Raw genomic sequence first — 21,531 nt, 5'->3', positions numbered from 1 at the left:
CAATGCACGACCTATTTACAACTTGGCTAGGACAATTAAGTTTTATTGTGGTATTTTCGATGATTTTGATGGGTTTAAAACGGTTGTTAGGCCGTCACTGGCCAGTCGGATTACTAATTATTGATTTTTGGTGCCCATTTTTAATTATCTTTACTCACTTCCTAACCATGCAAGCCATGGCCGATTCAATCGTTCCCTATGAAATCATTTCATTAATGATTTTAGGCATTGGGTTGACAGTGCTGGAAGTCATTCAACGAGGCGAAATCCTTTACGGCCGCTTTTTTAGGCTCTATTGGCGAGCTAGTGATTTGGTGGTTATCTTAGTTTATGGTTTAGCGTTAATTTTCCAATTTATCGTGTAAATGTGCCAATTATTGAAAATCAGCCCCACTAGTCCCCACCAACGAATGATCATTGGTAGGGGCTTTTTTTAGCGTTTTTATTAACAAATTCGAAAAGGTCACAAATCAATGTGGTAGGAAGTGGGGGGGTGTGGTAGACTTAATTATGTTTAATGAAAGGGGTTGATTGACTGTGGCGTCTAAGATGTTTTTTGGTGAGTTTGAACATGCCTTAGATGCTAAGGGTCGTTTAATCATCCCAGCTAAGTTTCGGGATCTGTTAGGGACAACTTTCGTGATTACTCGCGGGATGGATGGTTGCATTTTTGGCTATCCGGCTGCACGGTGGGCGACGTTACAAGCCCAATTAGATGATTTACCGTTAACTAAAAAAGATGCTCGTGCCTTTGTTCGGTTCTTTTATGCCGCAGCGGCCGAATGTGAATTAGACAAACAAGGACGTGTGATGATTCCAGCATCATTACGTCAATATGCGAAATTAGAAAAACAATGTGTCATTGTTGGGGTATCCGATCGGTTTGAAATTTGGAGTGTTGCTAAATGGCAAGCCTTTGAAACTGAGACGGCGGCTAACTTTGATGATTTGGCTGAAAATTTGATTGATTTTTAACTTAAAAAAGTAAACTTATGAGGAGGATTTGGCGTGGCAGAATTTGAACATACAACGGTGTTATTAGAAGAAGCCGTCGCGGCGTTAGCAATTAAGCCAGCGGGTATTTATGTCGACTGTACGTTGGGTGGCGGTGGTCATTCTCGTCGAATCTTAGAGCAACTCGGACCAACCGGTCATTTATTTAGTTTTGACCAAGACCAAACGGCGATTGATTATAATCAAGAAAATTTGGCCGCTTACTTAGCGACTGGTCAATTGACCTTTATTAAAAGTAACTTTGCAAATTTAAAAGCGGAATTGACAGCGCGTGGCATCACCCAAGTTGATGGGATTGTGTATGATCTAGGGGTGTCATCGCCTCAGTTTGATAACGCTGAACGAGGATTTTCTTATCAGCATGATGCGCCCTTAGACATGCGGATGGATCAAAGTGCGCCGTTAACGGCACAGATTGTGGTGAATACCTGGCCTTATGCTGATTTGGTCCGAATTTTTTATCGGTATGGTGAAGAAAAGTTCTCCAAGCAGGTGGCCCGTGCGATTGAGCGGGCTCGCGCAATAGCGCCAATTGAAACGACCGGTGAGTTGGTTGAGTTAATTAAAAGTGCGATTCCAGCGCGAGCCCGACGAACGGGTGGTCATCCAGCCAAGCGGGTTTTTCAAGCGATTCGAATTGCGGTTAACAACGAATTAGGGGTATTAGAGACGTCTTTGGAACAAGCCGTTGACCTGATTGGTATTCAAGGCCGTGTCAGTGTCATTACCTTTCAATCCTTAGAAGATCGATTAGTAAAGACAATTTTTAAAGAACATAGTGATTTGCCAGAATTACCGCCAGGTTTACCAGTGATTCCAGCCGACATGCAACCAGATTATCGACTCGTGAGTCGGAAACCGATTGTCCCTAGTGCGGCTGAAATAACGGCTAATCGGCGGGCGCGTAGTGCTAGGTTACGCGTGATTGAACGTTTAGATAAAAAACATAATTAGAACTTAAGGAGTGAAATAAAATGGCCCAAAATGGATTGGCGCGGGAGTTGCCCCGTAAAACCCCGAATACCTCGACGACCCCGGTACATAAAACTGTCGTAACCCCAAATCCAGCAATTGAAACCCAACGCATCCCATTTTCCGGATTTGAAAAGGCGCTGTGTGTCAGTTTTAGTTTGATTGTCTTTGCCCTTGCAATCGCTTTAGTTTCGGTTAATATCACAATTGGCAATGCTGAAAGCCAATTGCAAACGATTCAAACTAAAGTGACAAAGGTTGAGGCCAGCAACACTTCAGCAACGCAACAAATTAGCGAGCTTTCCAGCCGGACACGCTTAAATAAAATTGCTAAAGAGTTCGGGTTATCGTTGAATAACGGTAGCATAAGGAATGTTTACAAATGAATAAGAATAAACAACGAATGACTTCGAAACGGTCACCAAAACAAAATCGTAGAATCTTTGGCCAATGGCTATTCTTTGGGGCGATTGTCGTTTTTGGTGTTTTGATCATTCGTTTTTCATATATTGCGATTGGTCGCCATGTTAATGGGGTTAACTTGGCGAGTGCGACGAAACAACTTTATACCGAAGATCAAACAGTTGCCGCTAAGCGTGGGACCATTTATAGTGCTAATGGGGATGCAATTGCGGAAGATACCAGTACTTATACGATTTATGCAATTATGGCTAAGAACCAGCGAAGCGCTGATGGCAAAGCTTTGTATGTTAAGAATGATGCTAAGGCAGCACGGGTGTTAGCCAAGTATTTATCGATTAGTTATAAACAAGCGTTGACGACGTTGCAAAAGGGCAATGGCAAGTTCCAGATTGAATTTGGGACAGCTGGGCAAAACATCTCACTAACAACGAAGAAGAAGATTGAAGCCCAAAATATTACTGGGCTCCATTTTATCCAATCTGAAGCGCGTTTGTATCCAAATGGAACTTTTGCGTCACACTTGGTTGGGTTAACGGCGTCTAAGAATATTAAAGATTCTGAACGAACCCGTTTAACCGGATCAATGGGCATTGAATTAGCCTTTAATAAGCAACTTTCCGGGACTGATGGTCATAAAACTGTGACTAAAAGTGGTTATCAGGGGACGACTGATAGTGTCAAAAAAGTAAAAAATGGGAACAATATCTACGTGACCTTGGATAGTAAGCTACAAACGTTATTAGAGAGTAAGATGGCTGAAGTTGAAAAACAAGTCCATCCGAAAACGATGACGGCCACCTTGATGAATGCGAAAACGGGGGCGATTCTGGCAACCAGTCAGCGGCCAACGTTCAATTCGCAAACTAAGTCGGGCTTATCGAAAATGTGGCGTAACCTGTTAGTTGAAGACACGTATGAACCCGGGTCGACCATGAAAGTCTTTACAATGGCGGCGGCGATTAATAGTGGTAACTATAATAGTAATATTACCGTCCCAACTGGTGAATATAAGATTGGTGGCAAAACTGTCCCTGATTGGAACACGGCTGGTTGGGGAAATATTACGTATGCCAAAGGGTTTGCTTTATCTAGTAATGTGGCGATGGCGCACTTGGAACAAACGATGGGTGCGAAGACGTGGCTGAAATATATTAAGCGATTTGGCTTACGCAGTAGCACCAACAGTGGCTTAGCGAATGAACAAATCGGGTCAATTCAATTTACGTATCCAATTGAACAGGCCGATACGTCATTTGGTCAGGGCATCCAAATCACAGCAATGCAGATGCTCCGTGGCTTCACGGCAATTGCAAACCATGGTAAAATGTTACAGCCATATTACATTTCTAAAATTACTAATCCGAATACGAGCAAAACCACTTATCAGGCTAAAACGAAAGTGGTGGGTCAACCGGTAACGTCAAAAACTGCGGCGGCGGTGTTGGCCCATATGCAAGATGTGGTCTATAAGTCTTATGGTACTGGATCTGCGTTTAAAATTGATGGCTATCGGATTGCTGCTAAAACAGGGACCGCTCAGGTTAGTAATGGGACCACTTATGAAACGGGTGATAATTCTTACCTGTATTCAGTAGTGGGGATGGCGCCAGCTAAAAATCCGAAATATATTATGTATATTACGATGAAACAACCAACTTTGAATGACACGTCTGCTTCTGAAGATATGGCCGAAATCTTTAAGCCAGTGATGCAGCGGGCTTTAGATGAACAAAAAGCCAGTGAGACTAAAACGACCACGATAAAAATGCGGGATCTAACCGGCAAAGCCACTAGTGCGGCCCAAACAACGGCCAAAAAGATTGGTGTTAACCCGGTTATCATTGGTAAAGGTGCGCATATTGTGAAGCAGTCAGTCACGTCGGGAACGGTCTTGACACGTCATCAACGGGTGATTTTAGTTACAAACGGACAGATGTATATGCCGAACTTAACCGGCTGGTCTGCCAGTGAAGTCGCTGATTTTGCTGCACTGACTGGCTTGAAATTAACAACTAATGGCACAGGTTATGTGACAGCGCAAGGGATTTCAGCAGGAAATCCGATTGAGGCTAAGCAAGCTTTAAGTGTCACGTTAAAATAAATGATTAAGTTTTAGAATGGAGAATTGTTGTGAGTTTAATGGAATGGATAGTGACTTTAGTTAGTAGTTTTGTAATTGTATTTGCGTTAATGCCGTCTTTGATTCGATATTTTCGTGCTCGTAAAGAAGGGCAAATGATTCGCGAAGAAGGCCCTAAATGGCATGAAAAAAAATCAGGGACGCCAACGATGGGTGGCTTGTTATTTATCATCGCCATCCTTGTGAGCACTGGTTTAGTCGGCTGGTGGCAGGGACAATTACGGCCAACCACTTGGATCTTAATGTTTATTCTAGTGCTTTATGGCGCCTTAGGATTTTGGGACGATAGCATTAAGCTATGGCGCAAACAAAATGAGGGCCTCAAAGCTTGGCAGAAATTATTGGGTCAAATTATCGGGGCAGTAGTCTTTACTTTAGTCTATCAGCATGAACAATTACCAATGGGCTTACGGATACCTGGTTTAGGTGATTGGTCCTTAGGGCTTTGGTATATTATTTTCGTCATTATCTGGCTTGTTGGCTTTTCTAATGCAGTTAACTTAACGGATGGGTTAGATGGCTTAGTGGCCGGTCAAGCGACGATTGCTTTTGGCGCCTATGCGTTAATTGCCATTCATCAGCATCAATTAGATGTGGCGCTATTTTGTATCGCCGTAGTCGGGTCATTACTTGGCTTCTTTGTCTACAACCATAAGCCAGCTAAAATTTTTATGGGCGATATGGGCTCACTGGCTTTAGGTGGCGCGTTAGCAGCGGTTTCGATCTTACTGCATCATGAGCTATCGTTACTATTTATCGGGATTATCTTTGTGATTGAAACGGCATCAGTTATTTTACAGGTTGCTTCATTTAAATTAACTGGAAAACGGATTTTCTTAATGAGCCCTATTCATCATCATTTTGAGATGAAAGGCTGGAGTGAGTGGAAGATTGATTGGGTGTTTTGGACAGTTGGCTTAGTGGCAGCGGCAATTAGTGTGGCAACCATTATTTAGTGTGGATAATTAAACAAATTTAGGGAGATCTTGGCATATGAAGTCGGTTGAACAGTATCGCAACCAAAAAGTATTGGTATTAGGTTTAGCAAAAAGTGGGATGAACGCTGCCCGTTTGCTCCATCAATTGGGTGCTTTCGTGACTGTTAATGATAAAAAAGAGTTTGATAACAATCCGGATGCACAAGAGTTATTGAGTGATGGCATTAAGGTGATTACCGGTGGCCATCCATTATCACTTCTGGATGAAGACTTTAAAATTGTGGTCAAAAATCCTGGCATCCCATACACGAATCCAATTGTCGCTGGCGCTTTAGCGAAGCATATTCCGGTGATTACGGAAGTAGAATTAGCGTCACAAATTTTGGCTGGTGAATTGATTGGGGTAACGGGGACCAACGGTAAAACGACGACCACGACTTTGATTGCGATGATGTTAAATCAACGGCAAAATGCAGGTAAAGCTTACGTGGCAGGCAATATTGGCGTGCCAGCTTCGGCCGTGGCCCAAAAAGCGTTACCAACGGATACGATGGTCACCGAATTGTCTAGTTTTATGCTAGTCGGGATTCAAACGTTACATCCGCATATTGCGGTCATTACGAATATTTATTCAACCCATTTGGACTATCATGGGTCCCGCGCTAACTATGTTAAAGCTAAAATGCGCATTACTGAAAATCAAACGGCCGCCGACTATTTAGTCATTAATTGGGATAGTGAAGAATGGCGGACGTTGAGTCAGCAATCGGCCGCGCAAGTCGTGCCATTTTCTCGGCAAGGTAATTCTAAAGCGGGAGCCTATGAACAAGATGGACAACTTTACTTTAAAGATGAATTAATTATGGCTGCCAAGGACATTAAGATTCCTGGTGATCATAATGTTGAAAATGCCTTAGCGGCCATTGCGGTGGCTAAATTGCAACAAGTTCCAACGGCCGGAATCGTGCAAGTTTTGAAGACCTTTTCTGGTGTTCGGCATCGGACCCAATACGTGGAAACTTATCAGGGCCGACAATTCTATAATGATTCTAAGGCCACTAATATAGTGGCAACTGAGATGGCATTAAAAGGATTCGACCAACCCGTTATTTTGTTAGCAGGTGGTTTAGATCGTGGCAATACCTTTGAAAAGTTGGCACCAGCTTTAAAAGCACATGTTAAGGCGCTGATTGTTTTTGGTGAAACGGCTGACAAGATGACGGCAGCAGGAAAGCTAGCTGGCATCCCAACCATTGAAGCCACGGAAAACTGTGAGACGTCAGTGCCGGTTGCTTGGCGGCTCAGTGCCCCGGGTGACATAATTATGTTATCACCAGCCTGTGCGAGCTGGGATCAGTATCCAAACTTTGAAATTCGGGGTGACCGCTACATTAAGGCCATCGAGCAAGTTACTGGAAAGGCGGAGGAAAATTAATGCGATTAATGATTTCTGGCGGTGGCACTGGTGGCCACATCTACCCAGCCTTGGCGTTAATTGATGCGCTCAAAGCACACGATGCACAGGCAGAAGTCCTGTATGTTGGGACTCATCGGGGACTTGAAAGTCGGATTGTCCCGGAACGTGGCATTGACTTTAAAACGATTAAAATTCAAGGGTTCAAACGGTCATTATCACTTCAAAATTTTAAAACAATTGGCTTGTTTTTAAAGAGTGTTGTTACGGCACGCCGCTACATCAAAGCTTTTAAACCGGATGTCGTGGTGGGGACTGGAGGTTATGTCAGTGGGGCAGTCGTCTTTGCGGCAAGCCAGATGCATATTCCAACAGTGATTCATGAACAGAACTCAGTTGTCGGCGTCACCAATAAATTTCTGAGCCATTTCGTCAATAAAATTGCGATTTCTTTTGAAAGTGCGCGGTCTCAATTCCCAGCTAAAAAAGTCGTGATGACTGGTAATCCGCGGGCACAACAAGTTGCGAATATTCAAAAAACGGCAGCTTTAAAGGCGCTAGGCTTATCAGATGAACAACCAACAGTATTGATTTTTGGTGGGAGTCGTGGTGCGGAACGCATCAATCAAGCGACCTTGGCGGCGATTCCAGAGTTAAATCAACGGTCTTATCAGACCCTTTTTGTTACTGGACAGGTCCACTATGATAAAATCCGCAATGGTCTTGGAAAGACAGCGTTAGCACCGAATGTTAAAATTGTGCCATATATCAAAAATATGCCAGCAATTTTACCTGAGATTGCGGCTATTCTTGGGCGCGCTGGTGCAACGAGTATTGCTGAAATTACGGCATTAGGGATTCCATCAATTTTGGTTCCCAGCCCGTATGTTACTAACGACCACCAAACTAAGAATGCCCAAAGTTTGGTTGATGCCGGGGCAGCTGAATTAATTAAGGAAACTGATTTGACAGCAGCTAGTCTATTGACGGCGGTGGATGGCTTAATGTTGTCGGCTGATCAACGGCAGAAAATGGCCGCTAATGCAAAAGGGTTAGGCATGCCGGATGCAGCGGATCAATTATTAACGGTTTTAGAAACGGCAATTAACCACTAGGCATCGGTTAAGAGTGAAAGGGTGGGCGTGATGGCCATTTTTAAACGGCAGCCAAAAGAACAGAAGCCTGACCAGCTAACCCCTTGGGAACGGTATCAACGGCAAGCGGCGACGAATCATAAGAATGCTCAAAAACGGCATTTTAATTGGTCGGGTAAACGAATTCGAATTGGTGATAAGTTGCCTAAACTGATGTCGCAACGCCGTAAGTTAGTGGTCAAACGCGCTAGTATTTTGATTGGATTGTTCTTAATGGGCATGGTGATTGCCGGGTATTTTATTTCACCGTTAAGCCATGTTCAAAAAATAACGGTAAGCGGTACTGAACAATTAACAACGACGCAAGTTAAAACGGCGGCAGATTTAAAAAATGGTGATGCAATCTGGTCCATAATCGGTCAAGATGCCACGACAAGCAAGGTTGCGCGGCAAGCTAATCCACAAATTGGGCGGGTCACGACCAAACTGGTTGGTTTTAATCAGATTAAGCTACAAGTTAAAGAGATTCGAATTGCTGGTTATTTAGTCAGTGGGGATTATTACCATCGGGTCTTAGAGAATGGCTCGATTCTGACTAAAAGCGTGACGCAACCAGGTGGTGGTTATCCCATTTATGCTGGTTTTAAAAGTGGAGCGCGCTTGCAAAAGATGATTGCCCAGTATGCTAAGTTACCGGCTGCGGTAAAGCACAATATTTCGGAAATAAAATATTCGCCAAATCAAGCTAATCCTGAGCGAGTTCATTTGTATATGAATGATGGCAATGAAGTTTATGCGACGATTACCACGTTTGCTAGCAAAATGACTTATTATTCAGGAATTGCTGCGAAAATGAAAACCAGTGGTGTGATTAACCTTGAAGTTGGCGCCTATTCGTATTCGTTTAAAAAGTCGAATAATTGAGTTAAATGTAGGCGGGAGCCTTTATTAAAGCGCTTAGTATATGGTAAACTAAGTGATAATTAGTTCTGTTAGCTAAAACTTTGAATATTTAAATATTTATGTAATTACTAGGAGGTTCCTCTATTATGGATAATTCAGGAATTTATGTCGGACTTGATATAGGGACCACCTCAATAAAAGTCATTGTTGCTGAACGTGTGAAGGGACAAATGAACGTTATTGGTGTGGGAAGCGAACGTTCTAATGGTCTGAGTCGTGGGGTTATTGTCGATATCGACAAAGCCGCTACTGCGATTCAGTCGGCAGTGCGCCAAGCGGAAGAAAAAGCAAGTATCGAAATAAAGAAAGTTATTGCGGGTGTCCCGGCCAACTTAGTTAAGATCGAACGTTGTCGGGGCATGATTGCCGTAGCTGATGAATCAAAAGAAATTAATAATGAAGATGTAAAAAACGTTGCGGCAGCAGCTTTGGTTCAAAGCTTACCGCCCGAGCGTGAAGTGTTAGATGTGATTCCAGATGAGTTTGTGGTTGACGGCTTTGATGGCATTAAAGACCCGCGTGGAATGGTCGGCGTCCGGCTTGAAATGCATGGGACGTTATTTACCGGGCCTAAAACAATTATTCACAATACACGTAAGGCCATTGAAAAGGCCGGTTTGCAAATTGAACAAATTGTGATTGCGCCGTTAGCGTTAAGTTCATTAGTCCTTAATGATGGCGAACAAGATTTTGGATCAATTATCGTCGATATGGGTGGTGGTCAAACGACCGCTGCTGTGATTCATGACCATCAGCTTAAATATACTTATGTGGATCAAGAAGGCGGTCAATACATCACGAAAGATATTTCAGTCGTCTTAAATACGTCGATTGAAAACGCTGAAAAGCTCAAACGTGATTATGGTTATGCAGATGCGCAACAAGCTTCTGATGATGATGAGTTCCCAGTTGAAGTTGTCGGTCAAAGTACCCCAACGCAGATTAGCGAACAATATCTAGCCGAAATTATTGAAGCGCGCTTAGATCAAATCTTTGATAAAGTAAAGCAACACTTAGATGAAGTTCACGCATTAGAGTTACCCGGTGGTGTCGTTTTAACTGGTGGCGTTGCGGCGTTACCAGGAATTACAGATTTAGCCGCACAGTTATTCGGAACGCGTGTACGCGTCTTTATTCCCAACCAAATGGGCTTAAGACATCCGTCATTTGATGAGGCTTTAGCCGTCATCAAATATCAAGCGGCCTTAAGTGAAGTCGCCTTATTGGTTAAAAGTGCATTAACCGGCGATACCCGTGCCAGTGTGGCATTAGATTTTTCAGAAGCAATCAGCACTAGTACGGCTGATCGCCAGACAACTGCGGCGCCAACGACGCCTAAACCAACCAAATCTAAGTCAGCACCAGCGCAAGATTCTGATCGCACCGGGGCATTTGACCGGTTCAAAGGCTTCTTTAATCACTTTTTCGATTAAAACTATGATAGGAATGACGGAGGAAAAATTATGGAATATTCTTTAGATTCAGCCCAAGATTCAGGGGTTAATATTAAAGTCATCGGGGTTGGTGGCGGTGGTGGTAATGCCGTTAACCGGATGATTACGGAAGATGTTAAGGGTGTAGAATTTATCGTCGCTAATACCGATGTGCAAGCCCTACAAACCGCTAATGCCGAAACTAAAATTCAATTGGGACCTAAACTGACCCGTGGACTTGGTGCTGGCTCTAATCCAGACGTTGGTTCCAAAGCAGCTCAGGAAAGTGAAGAAGCCTTAACTGAAGCCTTACAGGGCGCCGACATGGTTTTTGTAACGGCCGGTATGGGTGGCGGTACTGGTAACGGGGCCGCACCAGTTGTTGCTAAGATTGCAAAGGACTCTGGTGCTTTAACTGTTGGGGTCGTCACGCGACCATTTACATTTGAAGGACCTAAGCGGGCGCGTAATGCGGCTGAAGGAATCTCGCAAATGAAAGACAATGTGGATACGTTAATCGTCATTGCCAACAATCGGTTATTAGAAATCGTCGACAAAAAGACACCGATGATGGAAGCTTTCCAAGAAGCTGACAATGTGTTACGCCAAGGGGTACAAGGGATTTCTGATTTAATTACCTCACCTGGTTACGTTAACTTGGACTTTGCGGATGTTAAGACGGTTATGCAAAATCAAGGTTCTGCGCTGATGGGAATTGGGTCTGCTAGTGGTGAAAACCGGACTGCGGATGCAACCAAGGAAGCTATTTCATCACCATTGTTGGAAGTTTCCATTGATGGTGCTGAACAAGTCTTACTTAACATTACGGGTGGTCCAGATATGTCCTTATACGAAGCCGAAGCCGCTTCGAATATTGTGACGCAAGCAGCAACGACGGACGTTAACATTATTTTTGGGACGTCAATTGATGAAAGCTTAGGCGATGAAGTGCGGGTGACGGTTATTGCAACTGGGATTGACAAAAAGCAGCGGGAACTAAAGACCGGTGTAGCGCATAATCGTAGCGAACAAGGCCAACAACGTGGTGGCATGTTTACAACGCCAGCTGACAATCAAAGTCATGCAAAGCAGGCTAACCAGGACAATGCTACTGAACCACAAACATCAGCTAATAATGATCCTTTTGGTAACTGGGATATTCGTCGCGAACCTACTAGTGCGCGACCAACGACGCCTAGCAATGGGCAAGAATTTAAAAATGTTGAAAAAACTGATTTTGATGTCTTTAATGACAATCAACCAGCTGAAGAAACTAAGACTAATGACAATGGTGATTCATTAGATACGCCGCCATTCTTCAAACGGCGCCGTAAATAAGCCGTTGAAGGGGAGCGATGAATAATGGCCGGACGCTTTAGTTTGAGTAACTTTTTTGGCGTTAGTGATGAGCAGGCTGAGGAAGCGGCAACGAATCTTAATCCGCCGCGTGAGACCCCAGCTAATGCGACAACTTCACCAAAGGTAGTGCCGATGCAAGGTGGTAAGTCTGTCAACAGTAAGATTGCCCTGTTTGAGCCTAAAATTTATTCAGATGTTAAAGAAATTGCGGCTCAGTTATTAAAAAATCAAGCGGTCATTATTAATTTCGATCATGTTGATGATCAGATGGCCCGCCGGATTGTTGATTTCTTAACTGGGACCGTGTACGCCATTAACGGCGAAATTGAACGGATTGGTGACGAAATCTTTCTCTGTATTCCTGAAAACTATGAAGTTTCAGGGAGCACGACCAATCAATTCAATCCCAACACGTTGTAAGTAAGGAGTGATTGCGCTGTTAATTTCATTAATTTCCCGCTTGTTCCAAATTTACCAACTGGCGCTGATTGTTTATATTTTAATGTCCTGGTTTCCAGGCGCTTATAACACCAGCATCGGCCGTTTCTTGGGGCAGATTTGTGAACCGTTCTTAAGTATTTTCCGGCGGTTTGTGCCCGCAATTGCGGGGCTTGATTTTTCACCGCTAATTGCGTTATTGGTTTTACAATTTGCTGAGCAAGGCTTATATTATTTGTTAACCTTTATTGGGTTTTAAACTGAAATAACGAGGATAGGATCGTGGATGAAAATTTAAAGCAACATTTTCGCGCAAACGAGGCCCCCTTTATTGAACAAGTGACCGGTTGGTTACGGCGTGTAACTGATCAGTACCGGCCCATTTTGACGGCTTTCTTGAATCCCCGCCAAGTCTATATTGCCCAGACCATGGTCAATCAATTAGACGGGGTTCGGATGCAAGCTAATGGTGGCTACGCAGGGGCGGAATTAAAACGGATTTTATTTTATCCGGATTATTACGACCCAGAGTCAGCGGATTTTCAAATTACTTTGGTAAATATTGTTTATCCGGTTAAGTTTGCCACGCTGAAACATGGGCATATCTTAGGTACCTTAGCCAATTCTGGCGTTGAGCGCGATGTATTTGGTGATATTATCTCGGATGGTGAAACCTGGCAGTTCTTCTGTGAGACCGAACTGTTTGATTATTTTACGGCACAGATTGACCGATTAGGTAAGACGAAAGTTCACTTAACGGCCGTACCAGTAACGGCAGCGATTAATCCGCAGAATGATTGGGAAACCATTACGACAACCGTTAGCTCATTACGTGCTGACAGTGTCATTAAGGCGGCTTTCAATCTTTCACGGCATCATGCCAAAGAATTAATTGAAGGGGCGCACGTGCGGTTGAATTGGGCCGATTTGCCAAAAGCTGATTATGAACTGGCTTTGTTAGACATGTTAAGTGTCAATCATTATGGGCGTGTTCAGTTGGCAGAGATTGGCAATGAGACTAAAAAAGCGCGCTTGCGAATTACGTTAAAGATTATTCATAGTAAATAGATAGATATTGGAGGAAATTTAGTATGGTGTTAAGTCCTGACGACATTCATAACAAAGAGTTTTCCACGAAATTACGTGGTTACAATATTGACGAGGTCAATGATTTTCTTGAACAAATTATTAAGGATTATCAAATTACTCTGAAACAGAATAAGGACCTCCAGGAACGTTTAGACGCTAGTGAAGGTAAGTTGAAGTACTTCAATGAATTGAAAGATTCTTTGAATCAATCAATCTTAGTGGCCCAAGAAGCTGCGGATAAGGTTAAGACGAATTCGAAGAAAGAAGCGGACATTATTACGCGTGAAGCGCAAAAGCAAGCGTCTGATATTGTCAGTGAAGCGACGGATAAGTCTAACCAGATGATTGATGAAGCCTCACAAAAGGCCAAACGTTTGTCGGTTGAAACCGATGACTTGAAGAAGCAAACCCGGGTCTTCCGTCAACGATTACAAGTGATGCTTGAATCACAATTAGAAGTGGTTAAGAGCAAGGATTGGGACCAGTTACTGAGTGAAACCGATACCTCTAGTTACGCAGAAATCCAACACGTTTTGAAGCAAGACAACCTTGACAATGGGGTTAATGCGAGCGTAAACTCAGAAGCAGCCGCTGAAATCACGAATGCAACGGCTGGCGAAACCCCGGTCGCTGATGGTGGCGATCAAGCACAACAGCAAACGGTGGTTATTTTCCCGGATGATAATGTTGACGCCACGAACTAAGTCGACTAGAATCAGGGTATAATTAAATGTTACTAAAATTTTGAGGAGAACAGCAAACAACCTTGCTATACGCTCAGAGAGCCGATGTGAATGTGAATTCGGTCGTCCCTGGTTTGGTTGCAGATCATCTCCGAATGTGGACCTGAAATTATTCAGTAGGGTCGACCGGTTCATGACCGTTAACCATGCTAAGAGAGAATCTAAACAATTCTAAATTTGGGTGGTACCACGATAACTTCGTCCCTTGCGGACGGAGTTTTTTTGTCGCCAAAATTAGATTGATTAGCACCAAAAATTTTAAGGAGTGATCAAATGCGCGTTAAAGAAACACTTAATCTTGGTAAGACCAAGTTTAAAATGCGAGGTAACCTACCTGTTAAAGAAGTCGAACGGCAAAACGTTTGGAGCGAAAACAAGGTCTATGAACAACGGCAAAAATTAAATGAAGGTAAAGACACTTTTGTTTTACATGATGGCCCACCATATGCGAATGGTGATATTCACATGGGCCATGCGTTAAATAAAATCACCAAAGATTTTATTGTCCGTTATAAGTCAATGAATGGTTTCCGGTCACCTTATGTTCCTGGCTGGGATACCCATGGGTTACCTATCGAACAGAAATTAAAGCAAGCGGGTTATGATCGTAAGAAAATGACCACTAATGAATTTCGGGAATTATGTCGTGAATATGCTTTGAAACAAGTCGATCGGCAACGTGATGAATTCAAACGCTTGGGCGTAGCCGCCGAATGGGACCACCCATATTTGACGTTAAATCCAGAGTTTGAAGCAGCCCAGATTCGCGTTTTTGGTGCTTTTGCCAAGCGTCATTTGATTTATCGTGGTAAAAAGCCAGTCTTTTGGTCATGGTCATCAGAATCAGCCTTGGCAGAAGCCGAAGTCGAATATCATGATGTGACGTCACCATCCGCTTTTTATGGGGAACGCGTCATTGATGGTAAAGGGGTTCTAGATACTGACACATACATGGTTGTGTGGACGACAACGCCTTGGACCATCCCAGCTTCCGAAGGGATTACGATTGATGCTGGTTTTGACTACGTGGTTGTGCAACCAGCTGGCGATTCACGGAAATATGTGTTAGCTGCTGATTTATTAGCCGAAAATGTGACTCGTTTTGGTTGGGAAGAGGTTAAAGTCCTCAAAACAGTTAAGGGTGCCGAATTAGATCGTGTTATTTGTCAACATCCATTTGACGCTGATCGTAAAATTGTCACCATGTTAGGTGATTTTGTCACCTTAGATGCTGGGACCGGATTAGTCCATACGGCGCCTGGTTATGGGGAAGATGATTACCGAATTGGTCAAAAGTATGGGTTACCCGTGTTTGCACCAGTTGATGGCAAAGGGGTCTTAACGGCCGAAGCTGGTCCTGATTTTGCTGGGGTCTTTTATGAAGATGCTAATCAAATTGCGTTAGATAAGTTAAAAGCTAGTGGCGCATTATTGGATTACATGCCTTATGAGCATAGTTATCCATTTGATTGGCGGACTAAAAAGCCAATCATTTTCCGCGCAACACCTCAATGGTTTGCATCCGTTGGTGATATGCGTGATGAAATTCTAGGGGCAATTGACGCGGTTCAATTTTCACCAGAATGGGGTAAAAAACGGCTCTATAACATGATTCGTGATCGTGGTGACTGGGTCATTTCACGGCAACGTGTTTGGGGTGTACCACTACCCATCTTTTATGCAGAAGATGGGACGGCCATCATGACTGAAGCGACGATTGCACATGTTGCCGATTTAATTGGCCAATATGGGTCAAACGTCTGGTTTGAACGAGAGGCGAAAGACTTATTACCAGCTGGTTTTACGGATGAGCATTCACCTAATGGGACCTTTACTAAGGAAACTGATATTATGGATGTTTGGTTTGACTCTGGTTCTTCTCACCAGGGGGTCTTAGCGGAGCGGCCTTACTTGACTTATCCAGCGGATCTTTACTTGGAAGGGTCTGATCAGTATCGTGGTTGGTTTAACTCCAGTTTGATTACGAGTGTGGCCGTAACGGGTCAGGCGCCATACAAGCAAATCTTGTCACAAGGTTTCACGTTAGATAACCAAGGCCGGAAGATGAGCAAGTCATTGGGCAATACGATTGCGCCTGCCGAAGTTATTAAACAAATGGGTGCTGAAATCGTGCGGCTCTGGGTGGCTTCTGTCGATACAAGTTCTGATGTGCGGGTCTCGATGGAAAGCTTCAAGCAAGTATCCGATGGTTATAAGAAGTTCCGGAATACGATGCGGTTTATGTTGGCGAACACTACGGACTTTGATCCAAAAGTGAACCGGGTCGCAACGGCTGATTTAGCAACTGTCGACCAATATATGGAAGTTCGACTTAACCAATTCGTTGCTGAAGTGAAGGATCATTATGATCATTATGACTTTTTGGATATTTACAAAAAGCTACTAAACTTCTTAACGGTTGATTTATCAAACTTCTACTTGGATATCGCCAAAGATATCATGTATATTGATGCCGAAGATAGCCATTCACGGCGGTCCATGCAAACAGTCTTTTATGACGTCTTGGTTGCCTTGACGAAGTTGTTTACGCCAATGTTGCCACATACGACCGAAGAAATCTGGCCATTCTTGAAGGAACCAGAAGAATTTGCACAATTGACTGAAATGCCAACAGTACAAACGTTACCAAATGCAGCAACGTTAACGACTGACTGGGGTCAATTCATGGAACTGCGGAGCGCCGTTTTAAAGGCCTTAGAAGAAGCCCGGGATGCGAAACTAATCGGGAAGTCGTTGGAGGCTCACTTGGACTTGTATGTGACTGATACGACGCAAGCCTTGCTACAACGGTTAGCTACCAATGTCCAACAAATGTTGATGGTTTCAGCCTTAACGATTCATGATTTGGCCGAAGCTGATCAGACGGTCGAAAAGTTTGGTGACCAATTAGCCATCAAGGTGAGTCATGCTGAGGGTGACGTTTGTTCACGCTGCCGCATGACGAAGACTGATGTTGGTCAAGATGATGCTTATCCAATGTTATGTGCCCGGTGTGCTGAAATTGTTCGGACTAATTATCCTGAATCAATCACGACTGGTTTAGAAGCTTAGTCAATGATTGCAACAGTTCCTGCAAGAATCTACAACTTCTTGCAGGAACTGTTTTTCTTTTGGCCGCCGCATTTTGTAGGCTTCACTTTGGTCCTTAGGAATTGAATTCTGCTTGAAAAATCAGTATGATAGTAAAGTAGTTAACTCGAGATTATAAATAGATAGGATGCTGATGGTAGTGAAAATGATCAAAGTGCACGGTTCCGGTAATGATTTTTATTTATTGGATCAAGCGCAATTTCCAGAACCGTTGACTGATACTGACTTGAAACAACTGGCAATTAATAGTTGCAAACGCAATGGTGATGGCCTTTATGAAGGGGCCGATGGCATTTTAGTCGTTGATAAATCTGACCATGCCCAAGTGCTCGGTCGGATGCGTGTTATCAATGCGGATGGCACCGAAGCTAGCATGTGCGGTAATGGGTTACGGACCGTTGCACGCTACTTAGGCACTCAGAATAGTCAGACTGATTTTCGAGTGGAGACAATGTATGCCGATTTAAAGGTGCAAGCGGTCGCTGACTTTGCCGACCATGTTCCAGCGTACAGTGTTGAAATCTCACCAGTTTCCTTTGATGCTAAAAACCTAGGCATGCATGTTAATCATGAAGCCACCACGATTATTAATGAAGCTATTCCAGAAATTTCAGCGGATTTAAAGTTTTCAGCGGTTTCCGTTCCCAATCCACATTTGATTGCGTTTGTTGATCATGCTACCTTAACCGGTTCTGAGTTAGGTCGCATTGGGCAATGGCTAAATGATGGTCAAAATAAGCTCTTTCCAGATGGTGTCAATGTGAGCTTTGTCGAAGTACTTGGTGCTAACTCGATTTTTGTCCGGACCTTTGAACGGGGCGTTGGGTTCACCGATGCTTGTGGGACGGCGATGTCGGCATCTTCATTGATGTACGTCTTATTGCATCAAGAAAGTACTGACTTTAACCAAGAAATTCACGTCACCAATCCAGGGGGCATGGTCAAAACGGTCGTCCACCAAGGTGCCGATGAAGAATATTGGATGGAATTAATTGGGAATGCCACCTTTGTTAAGTTTGTGACGTTGCCATTAGCGGCGGCTTTAAAGGCGGACTTCAGTGAAGCCACCACCACTATTACTGGCGAACAACCAGCTTATGAAGCGTTTATCGCGGGGGTAGCCACAGTTTAGAAGTCGTTTAAAGAGGCGTTGGGTGGTCGATTTGGCTAGCTGACGCTTTTTTAGTCGGACACGTTGGCTTATATTTTGGGTGACAATTGCATTCAGACGTAAAAATCGGTATCCTTATTGAGAACGCTTGTTATCAGGAGGTTAGATCGGATGGATTTTGAAGAGCAGGTACAGACGCGAACTCAAGTTTTTGACGGTGGCTTGGTGCAAGTGGAATGCCAAGTCGTGACTTTACCCAATCAGACGACGGCGACGCGTGAAATCGTCCACCATCAACCAGCTGTGGCGATTTTGATGGTGACGGCCGCACAACAGCTGGTACTCGTTAAGCAGTGGCGAGCGGCCACGAACGGAGTAACCTTTGAGATTCCGGCCGGCAAGGTTGAACCCGGCGAAACGCCGCTGGCTGCGGCCGTTCGTGAATTAAATGAAGAAACTCGGCTAGTAGCTGATCAGTTAACACCCATTGCGGAATTTTACACGTCACCAGGCTTCACCGATGAATATATGACGTTGTACGTCGCCACAGGATTACAGCCAGTTACCACGGCCTTACCACAAGATGCTGATGAACAGCTCCGGTTAGTCTATCGAGATTTACCAACGGTGATGGGCCAAGTGACTCGTGGTGAATTAGCGGATGCTAAGACAGTAATGGCGGTGTGGTATTGGCAAAGTCACCAAGCGTTAGGAGTGGATTTACATGGCTGATGAAGATCGCATGACGCGGCAACAATATCATCAAAAGCAAACCCAACCCACGGCTGCTGAACCTGATGATATGCCAGAAAATGAACCAGATACAGCGGCTTCACGGCGCGGTTACGCGGCTGAAAACAACCGTTTATTGGAAGAGGCTAAAACAAAACGCTTGGGCCGCAAGCTCAATTGGGTTATTTTAGGCTTAGTTTTAGCAATTATTATTGTTTTTTTAATTTTATTTTTAACCCCCTAAGGAAAGTAGGCAACTCACATGAAATTTGGCATTATTTGTGCAATGGAAGAAGAACTTAAAACGCTCCGCACCGCATTACAAGATGAAAAAATTACCCCCATTAAAGATATTGTCTTTTATGAAGGCACGATTGATCAACAAGCAGTTGTTTTGGTGCAATCTGGAATTGGTAAGGTCCAGGCTGGAATGACGACCGCTTTAATGATTACAAACTTTGAGGTTGATGTGGTGATTAACTCTGGTTCAGCCGGTGGGATTGGGGCCGGCTTAGCTGTTGGCGACGTGGTCGTCGCAACTGCAACGGCTTATCATGATGTGGATGCAACGGCCTTTGGTTACGATTATGGGCAATTACCACAACAACCGTTGTATTACGACACAGACAAAAATTGGGTCGACCAAATCATTCAAGCCGCTACTGCAACTGGTTTGAAAGCCAAGACTGGGCTAATTGTGTCAGGTGATCAATTTATTGCCAGTCAGGCTGCAACGGATCAAATTTTAAGTCATTTTCCAATGGCGCTTTCGAGTGAAATGGAAGGCGCAGCGATTGGGCAAGCCTGTCATCAATTTAACACCCCATATGTTGTCATTCGGGCGATGTCTGATGTTGGTAACGAAGATGCGGGTGTCAGCTTTGATGAATTCATCTTGGCTGCTGGCAAGCAATCAGCCGCGATGCTATTAGCGTTATTCGCTGCTCAAAACAAGTAAATTTATTTTTAAAAGGAAGCGTTCAAATGAAGCAAGTGTATTTAGATAACGCAGCGACTACCCCCATGGCGGAATCAGTTGTCACCGAAATGATGACGCGCATGACGAATACGTTTGGCAATGCCTCGAGTACCCATGCGTTTGGGCGGGCTGCTCGCGAAGTCTTAGACGATAGTCGCCATGTCATTGCGCAAAGTATCAATGCGCCTGACGATGATATTATTTTCAATAGTGGTGGGACGGAAGGCGATAACACAGCCATCATGCAAACGGCGTTAGTGCGGCAAAATTTAGGTAAGCATATTATTACCACAGCAATTGAGCATCAAGCCATTTTAAAGTCATTAGCTGTTTTAGAGCAGCGGGGCTTTGAAGTGACGTATTTACCTGTGGATGCCAACGGTAATATTAAGCTAGCTGATTTTAAAGCCGCTTTACGGCCAGATACGATCCTAGTTTCAATTATGATGGGGAACAATGAAGTCGGGTCTCACATGCCGATTCATGAGATTGGTGACCTTTTAAAGGACCATCAAGCTTGGTTCCATACGGATGCTGTGCAAGCATACGGCCTATTGGATATTGATGTTCAGCGTGATCATATTGATATGTTGTCGACTTCAGCGCACAAGATTAATGGCCCTAAGTTTATTGGTTTCTTGTATAAACGCAATGGCATTAACTTTCCAAGCTTAATTAAAGGTGGGGAGCAAGAAGACAAGCGGCGTGCCGGAACTGAAAATGTGCCGGCAATTGCGGGTTTTGCGCAAGCCGTTAAGGAATTGACGCCGACTGAAAAAGCGCATCGCCAAAGTAAGTATGCTGATTTTAAGCAATATGTCGTGGACCAATTGACGGCTAATCACATTGATTTTGACGTGAACGGTACTTTGGGACCGGATAACTTACAACATGTCTTGAATCTTTGGATTAAAGGCATTTCAACTTATACCATGCAAACGAATCTAGATTTAGGTGGTATCGCAGTTTCTGGTGGTTCAGCTTGTACTGCGGGGAGTCTGGAGCCGTCACACGTGTTGATTGCGATGTTTGGCAAAGATTCGCCACGGGTGAATGAATCTATTCGGCTGAGTTTCGGGCGTTACACGACTAAGGCCGATTTAGATCAATTTATCACGGTATTAACCAACACGGTTAATCGGTTATCCAAGCGTTAAACATTAAAAGGAGGTTGTCACGATGGCTTATACAACGACGGTGAAACTTGCGGGTGATACGAAAACGTATCAATTAAGTTCGGCAATCAAGAAGTATACATTAATGGATTTAGGTTTTGCGAAGGGTAAATCAGGGGTATTCACTTTTGAACGTTCATTGGACCCTAACACCCCTTATCAAGCAGCTTTTAAGTTGAAAATGGCAGTTAATGCTGATTTAACGGCTTTTAAAATGGCGACGGTAACGGGTAACGGGTTACAACGTGCGGATATTTTTAAAAATGATGCCCATCCGGAAGCGGTTGAACAACTACGGTTCCTTTTAACCAGTTTTATTGACCGTGATCTCTTAGTTGAAGTTTAATTGGGAAACGCCTGGCTTGCAGCTGGCGTTTTCTTTGTTATAATGGTACTTACTGGA

The 21,531-nt window shown here is 43.8% G+C and carries 22 protein-coding genes and 1 other annotated feature; all 22 genes read left to right on the top strand.

Annotation, left to right across the window (positions count from 1 at the left end; all coding sequences use genetic code 11):
- Window positions 1–2 precede the first annotated feature (2 nt).
- Window positions 3–365 (top strand): DUF3397 domain-containing protein, encoded by a 363-nt coding sequence (locus tag C5Z26_RS03590; protein ID WP_105448654.1) that lies wholly within the window; start codon window positions 3–5, stop codon window positions 363–365.
- 184 nt (window positions 366–549) lie between these two features.
- Entirely contained in the window at window positions 550–975 is a 426-nt protein-coding gene (mraZ, locus tag C5Z26_RS03585; protein WP_105450122.1) for a division/cell wall cluster transcriptional repressor MraZ, read from the top strand.
- A 33-nt stretch (window positions 976–1,008) separates the two neighbouring features.
- Window positions 1,009–1,968 carry a 16S rRNA (cytosine(1402)-N(4))-methyltransferase RsmH gene (gene rsmH / locus C5Z26_RS03580; RefSeq protein WP_105448653.1) on the top strand — a complete coding sequence of 320 codons (960 nt, stop codon included), beginning with the start codon at window positions 1,009–1,011 and terminating at the stop codon, window positions 1,966–1,968.
- A 20-nt stretch (window positions 1,969–1,988) separates the two neighbouring features.
- Window positions 1,989–2,372, top strand: coding sequence for a cell division protein FtsL (gene ftsL / locus C5Z26_RS03575; protein WP_105448652.1), 384 nt, complete (start codon window positions 1,989–1,991; stop codon window positions 2,370–2,372).
- Entirely contained in the window at window positions 2,369–4,510 is a 2,142-nt protein-coding gene (locus C5Z26_RS03570; protein ID WP_105448651.1) for a penicillin-binding transpeptidase domain-containing protein, read from the top strand. Before ftsL ends, C5Z26_RS03570 begins: the two co-directional genes overlap by 4 nt.
- A 29-nt stretch (window positions 4,511–4,539) precedes the next feature.
- Window positions 4,540–5,505, top strand: coding sequence for a phospho-N-acetylmuramoyl-pentapeptide-transferase (gene mraY, locus C5Z26_RS03565; protein WP_105448650.1), 966 nt, complete (start codon window positions 4,540–4,542; stop codon window positions 5,503–5,505).
- 37 nt (window positions 5,506–5,542) lie between these two features.
- The gene (gene murD / locus C5Z26_RS03560; protein ID WP_105448649.1) at window positions 5,543–6,922 is read left to right on the top strand and encodes a UDP-N-acetylmuramoyl-L-alanine--D-glutamate ligase; all 1,380 of its coding nucleotides are present in this window, start codon (window positions 5,543–5,545) and stop codon (window positions 6,920–6,922) included.
- The gene (murG, locus tag C5Z26_RS03555; protein WP_105448648.1) at window positions 6,922–8,016 is read left to right on the top strand and encodes an undecaprenyldiphospho-muramoylpentapeptide beta-N-acetylglucosaminyltransferase; all 1,095 of its coding nucleotides are present in this window, start codon (window positions 6,922–6,924) and stop codon (window positions 8,014–8,016) included. Before murD ends, murG begins: the two co-directional genes overlap by 1 nt.
- Window positions 8,017–8,046: 30 nt before the next feature.
- Window positions 8,047–8,919 (top strand): cell division protein FtsQ/DivIB, encoded by an 873-nt coding sequence (locus C5Z26_RS03550; protein WP_105450121.1) that lies wholly within the window; start codon window positions 8,047–8,049, stop codon window positions 8,917–8,919.
- A gap of 125 nt (window positions 8,920–9,044) precedes the next feature.
- Window positions 9,045–10,391: a cell division protein FtsA gene (gene ftsA, locus C5Z26_RS03545; RefSeq protein ID WP_105448647.1), complete on the top strand. Its 1,347-nt coding sequence runs from the start codon at window positions 9,045–9,047 to the stop codon at window positions 10,389–10,391.
- A gap of 30 nt (window positions 10,392–10,421) precedes the next feature.
- Window positions 10,422–11,729, top strand: a complete 1,308-nt coding sequence (gene ftsZ, locus C5Z26_RS03540) for a cell division protein FtsZ (protein WP_105448646.1) — start codon at window positions 10,422–10,424, stop codon at window positions 11,727–11,729.
- Window positions 11,730–11,753: 24 nt separating this feature from the next.
- Window positions 11,754–12,170, top strand: coding sequence for a cell division protein SepF (locus tag C5Z26_RS03535; RefSeq protein WP_105448645.1), 417 nt, complete (start codon window positions 11,754–11,756; stop codon window positions 12,168–12,170).
- Between the two features lie 22 nt (window positions 12,171–12,192).
- Window positions 12,193–12,447, top strand: coding sequence for a YggT family protein (locus C5Z26_RS03530; RefSeq protein ID WP_199774942.1), 255 nt, complete (start codon window positions 12,193–12,195; stop codon window positions 12,445–12,447).
- A 23-nt stretch (window positions 12,448–12,470) separates the two neighbouring features.
- Window positions 12,471–13,256, top strand: coding sequence for a YlmH family RNA-binding protein (locus C5Z26_RS03525; RefSeq protein WP_105448644.1), 786 nt, complete (start codon window positions 12,471–12,473; stop codon window positions 13,254–13,256).
- Window positions 13,257–13,279: 23 nt separating this feature from the next.
- The gene (locus C5Z26_RS03520) at window positions 13,280–13,981 is read left to right on the top strand and encodes a DivIVA domain-containing protein (RefSeq protein WP_105448643.1); all 702 of its coding nucleotides are present in this window, start codon (window positions 13,280–13,282) and stop codon (window positions 13,979–13,981) included.
- Between the two features lie 31 nt (window positions 13,982–14,012).
- Window positions 14,013–14,229: a binding site (T-box leader), on the top strand.
- 64 nt (window positions 14,230–14,293) lie between these two features.
- Window positions 14,294–17,092, top strand: a complete 2,799-nt coding sequence (gene ileS / locus C5Z26_RS03515; RefSeq protein ID WP_105448642.1) for an isoleucine--tRNA ligase — start codon at window positions 14,294–14,296, stop codon at window positions 17,090–17,092.
- A 172-nt stretch (window positions 17,093–17,264) separates the two neighbouring features.
- Complete coding sequence (gene dapF / locus C5Z26_RS03510; RefSeq protein ID WP_105448641.1) at window positions 17,265–18,263, top strand: diaminopimelate epimerase; 999 nt, start codon at window positions 17,265–17,267, stop codon at window positions 18,261–18,263.
- Window positions 18,264–18,413: 150 nt separating this feature from the next.
- A complete protein-coding gene (locus C5Z26_RS03505) occupies window positions 18,414–18,974 on the top strand; it encodes an NUDIX hydrolase (RefSeq protein ID WP_105448640.1) in 561 nt (186 codons plus the stop codon).
- Window positions 18,967–19,218: a hypothetical protein gene (locus C5Z26_RS03500; RefSeq protein ID WP_105448639.1), complete on the top strand. Its 252-nt coding sequence runs from the start codon at window positions 18,967–18,969 to the stop codon at window positions 19,216–19,218. The genes C5Z26_RS03505 and C5Z26_RS03500 overlap by 8 nt, the downstream gene beginning before the upstream one ends.
- A gap of 18 nt (window positions 19,219–19,236) precedes the next feature.
- Entirely contained in the window at window positions 19,237–19,932 is a 696-nt protein-coding gene (locus C5Z26_RS03495) for a 5'-methylthioadenosine/adenosylhomocysteine nucleosidase (RefSeq protein WP_105448638.1), read from the top strand.
- Between the two features lie 26 nt (window positions 19,933–19,958).
- A complete protein-coding gene (locus C5Z26_RS03490) occupies window positions 19,959–21,110 on the top strand; it encodes a cysteine desulfurase family protein (RefSeq protein WP_105448637.1) in 1,152 nt (383 codons plus the stop codon).
- 22 nt (window positions 21,111–21,132) lie between these two features.
- Window positions 21,133–21,474 carry a DUF1831 domain-containing protein gene (locus C5Z26_RS03485; protein ID WP_105448636.1) on the top strand — a complete coding sequence of 114 codons (342 nt, stop codon included), beginning with the start codon at window positions 21,133–21,135 and terminating at the stop codon, window positions 21,472–21,474.
- The last annotated feature ends 57 nt before the right edge of the window (window positions 21,475–21,531 follow it).

Origin of the sequence: Lactobacillus sp. CBA3606 (genome assembly GCF_002970935.1) — a bacterium.
Lineage (GTDB): Bacteria > Bacillota > Bacilli > Lactobacillales > Lactobacillaceae > Lactiplantibacillus.
Note: the sequence above shows the minus strand (reverse complement) of the source record. Positions and strands in the feature narration are given on the sequence as shown.

Excerpts from the sequence above, each read along its gene's own strand:
- C5Z26_RS03590 (WP_105448654.1), top strand. The coding sequence starts at position 3 with ATGCACGACCTATTTACAACTTGGCTAGGACAATTAAGTTTTATTGTG.
- mraZ (WP_105450122.1), top strand. The coding sequence starts at position 550 with ATGTTTTTTGGTGAGTTTGAACATGCCTTAGATGCTAAGGGTCGTTTA.
- ftsL (WP_105448652.1), top strand. The coding sequence starts at position 1,989 with ATGGCCCAAAATGGATTGGCGCGGGAGTTGCCCCGTAAAACCCCGAAT.
- C5Z26_RS03570 (WP_105448651.1), top strand. The coding sequence starts at position 2,369 with ATGAATAAGAATAAACAACGAATGACTTCGAAACGGTCACCAAAACAA.
- murD (WP_105448649.1), top strand. The coding sequence starts at position 5,543 with ATGAAGTCGGTTGAACAGTATCGCAACCAAAAAGTATTGGTATTAGGT.
- murG (WP_105448648.1), top strand. The coding sequence starts at position 6,922 with ATGCGATTAATGATTTCTGGCGGTGGCACTGGTGGCCACATCTACCCA.
- C5Z26_RS03550 (WP_105450121.1), top strand. The coding sequence starts at position 8,047 with ATGGCCATTTTTAAACGGCAGCCAAAAGAACAGAAGCCTGACCAGCTA.
- ftsA (WP_105448647.1), top strand. The coding sequence starts at position 9,045 with ATGGATAATTCAGGAATTTATGTCGGACTTGATATAGGGACCACCTCA.
- ftsZ (WP_105448646.1), top strand. The coding sequence starts at position 10,422 with ATGGAATATTCTTTAGATTCAGCCCAAGATTCAGGGGTTAATATTAAA.
- C5Z26_RS03535 (WP_105448645.1), top strand. The coding sequence starts at position 11,754 with ATGGCCGGACGCTTTAGTTTGAGTAACTTTTTTGGCGTTAGTGATGAG.
- C5Z26_RS03520 (WP_105448643.1), top strand. The coding sequence starts at position 13,280 with ATGGTGTTAAGTCCTGACGACATTCATAACAAAGAGTTTTCCACGAAA.
- ileS (WP_105448642.1), top strand. The coding sequence starts at position 14,294 with ATGCGCGTTAAAGAAACACTTAATCTTGGTAAGACCAAGTTTAAAATG.
- dapF (WP_105448641.1), top strand. The coding sequence starts at position 17,265 with ATGGTAGTGAAAATGATCAAAGTGCACGGTTCCGGTAATGATTTTTAT.
- C5Z26_RS03505 (WP_105448640.1), top strand. The coding sequence starts at position 18,414 with ATGGATTTTGAAGAGCAGGTACAGACGCGAACTCAAGTTTTTGACGGT.
- C5Z26_RS03500 (WP_105448639.1), top strand. The coding sequence starts at position 18,967 with ATGGCTGATGAAGATCGCATGACGCGGCAACAATATCATCAAAAGCAA.
- C5Z26_RS03495 (WP_105448638.1), top strand. The coding sequence starts at position 19,237 with ATGAAATTTGGCATTATTTGTGCAATGGAAGAAGAACTTAAAACGCTC.
- C5Z26_RS03490 (WP_105448637.1), top strand. The coding sequence starts at position 19,959 with ATGAAGCAAGTGTATTTAGATAACGCAGCGACTACCCCCATGGCGGAA.
- C5Z26_RS03485 (WP_105448636.1), top strand. The coding sequence starts at position 21,133 with ATGGCTTATACAACGACGGTGAAACTTGCGGGTGATACGAAAACGTAT.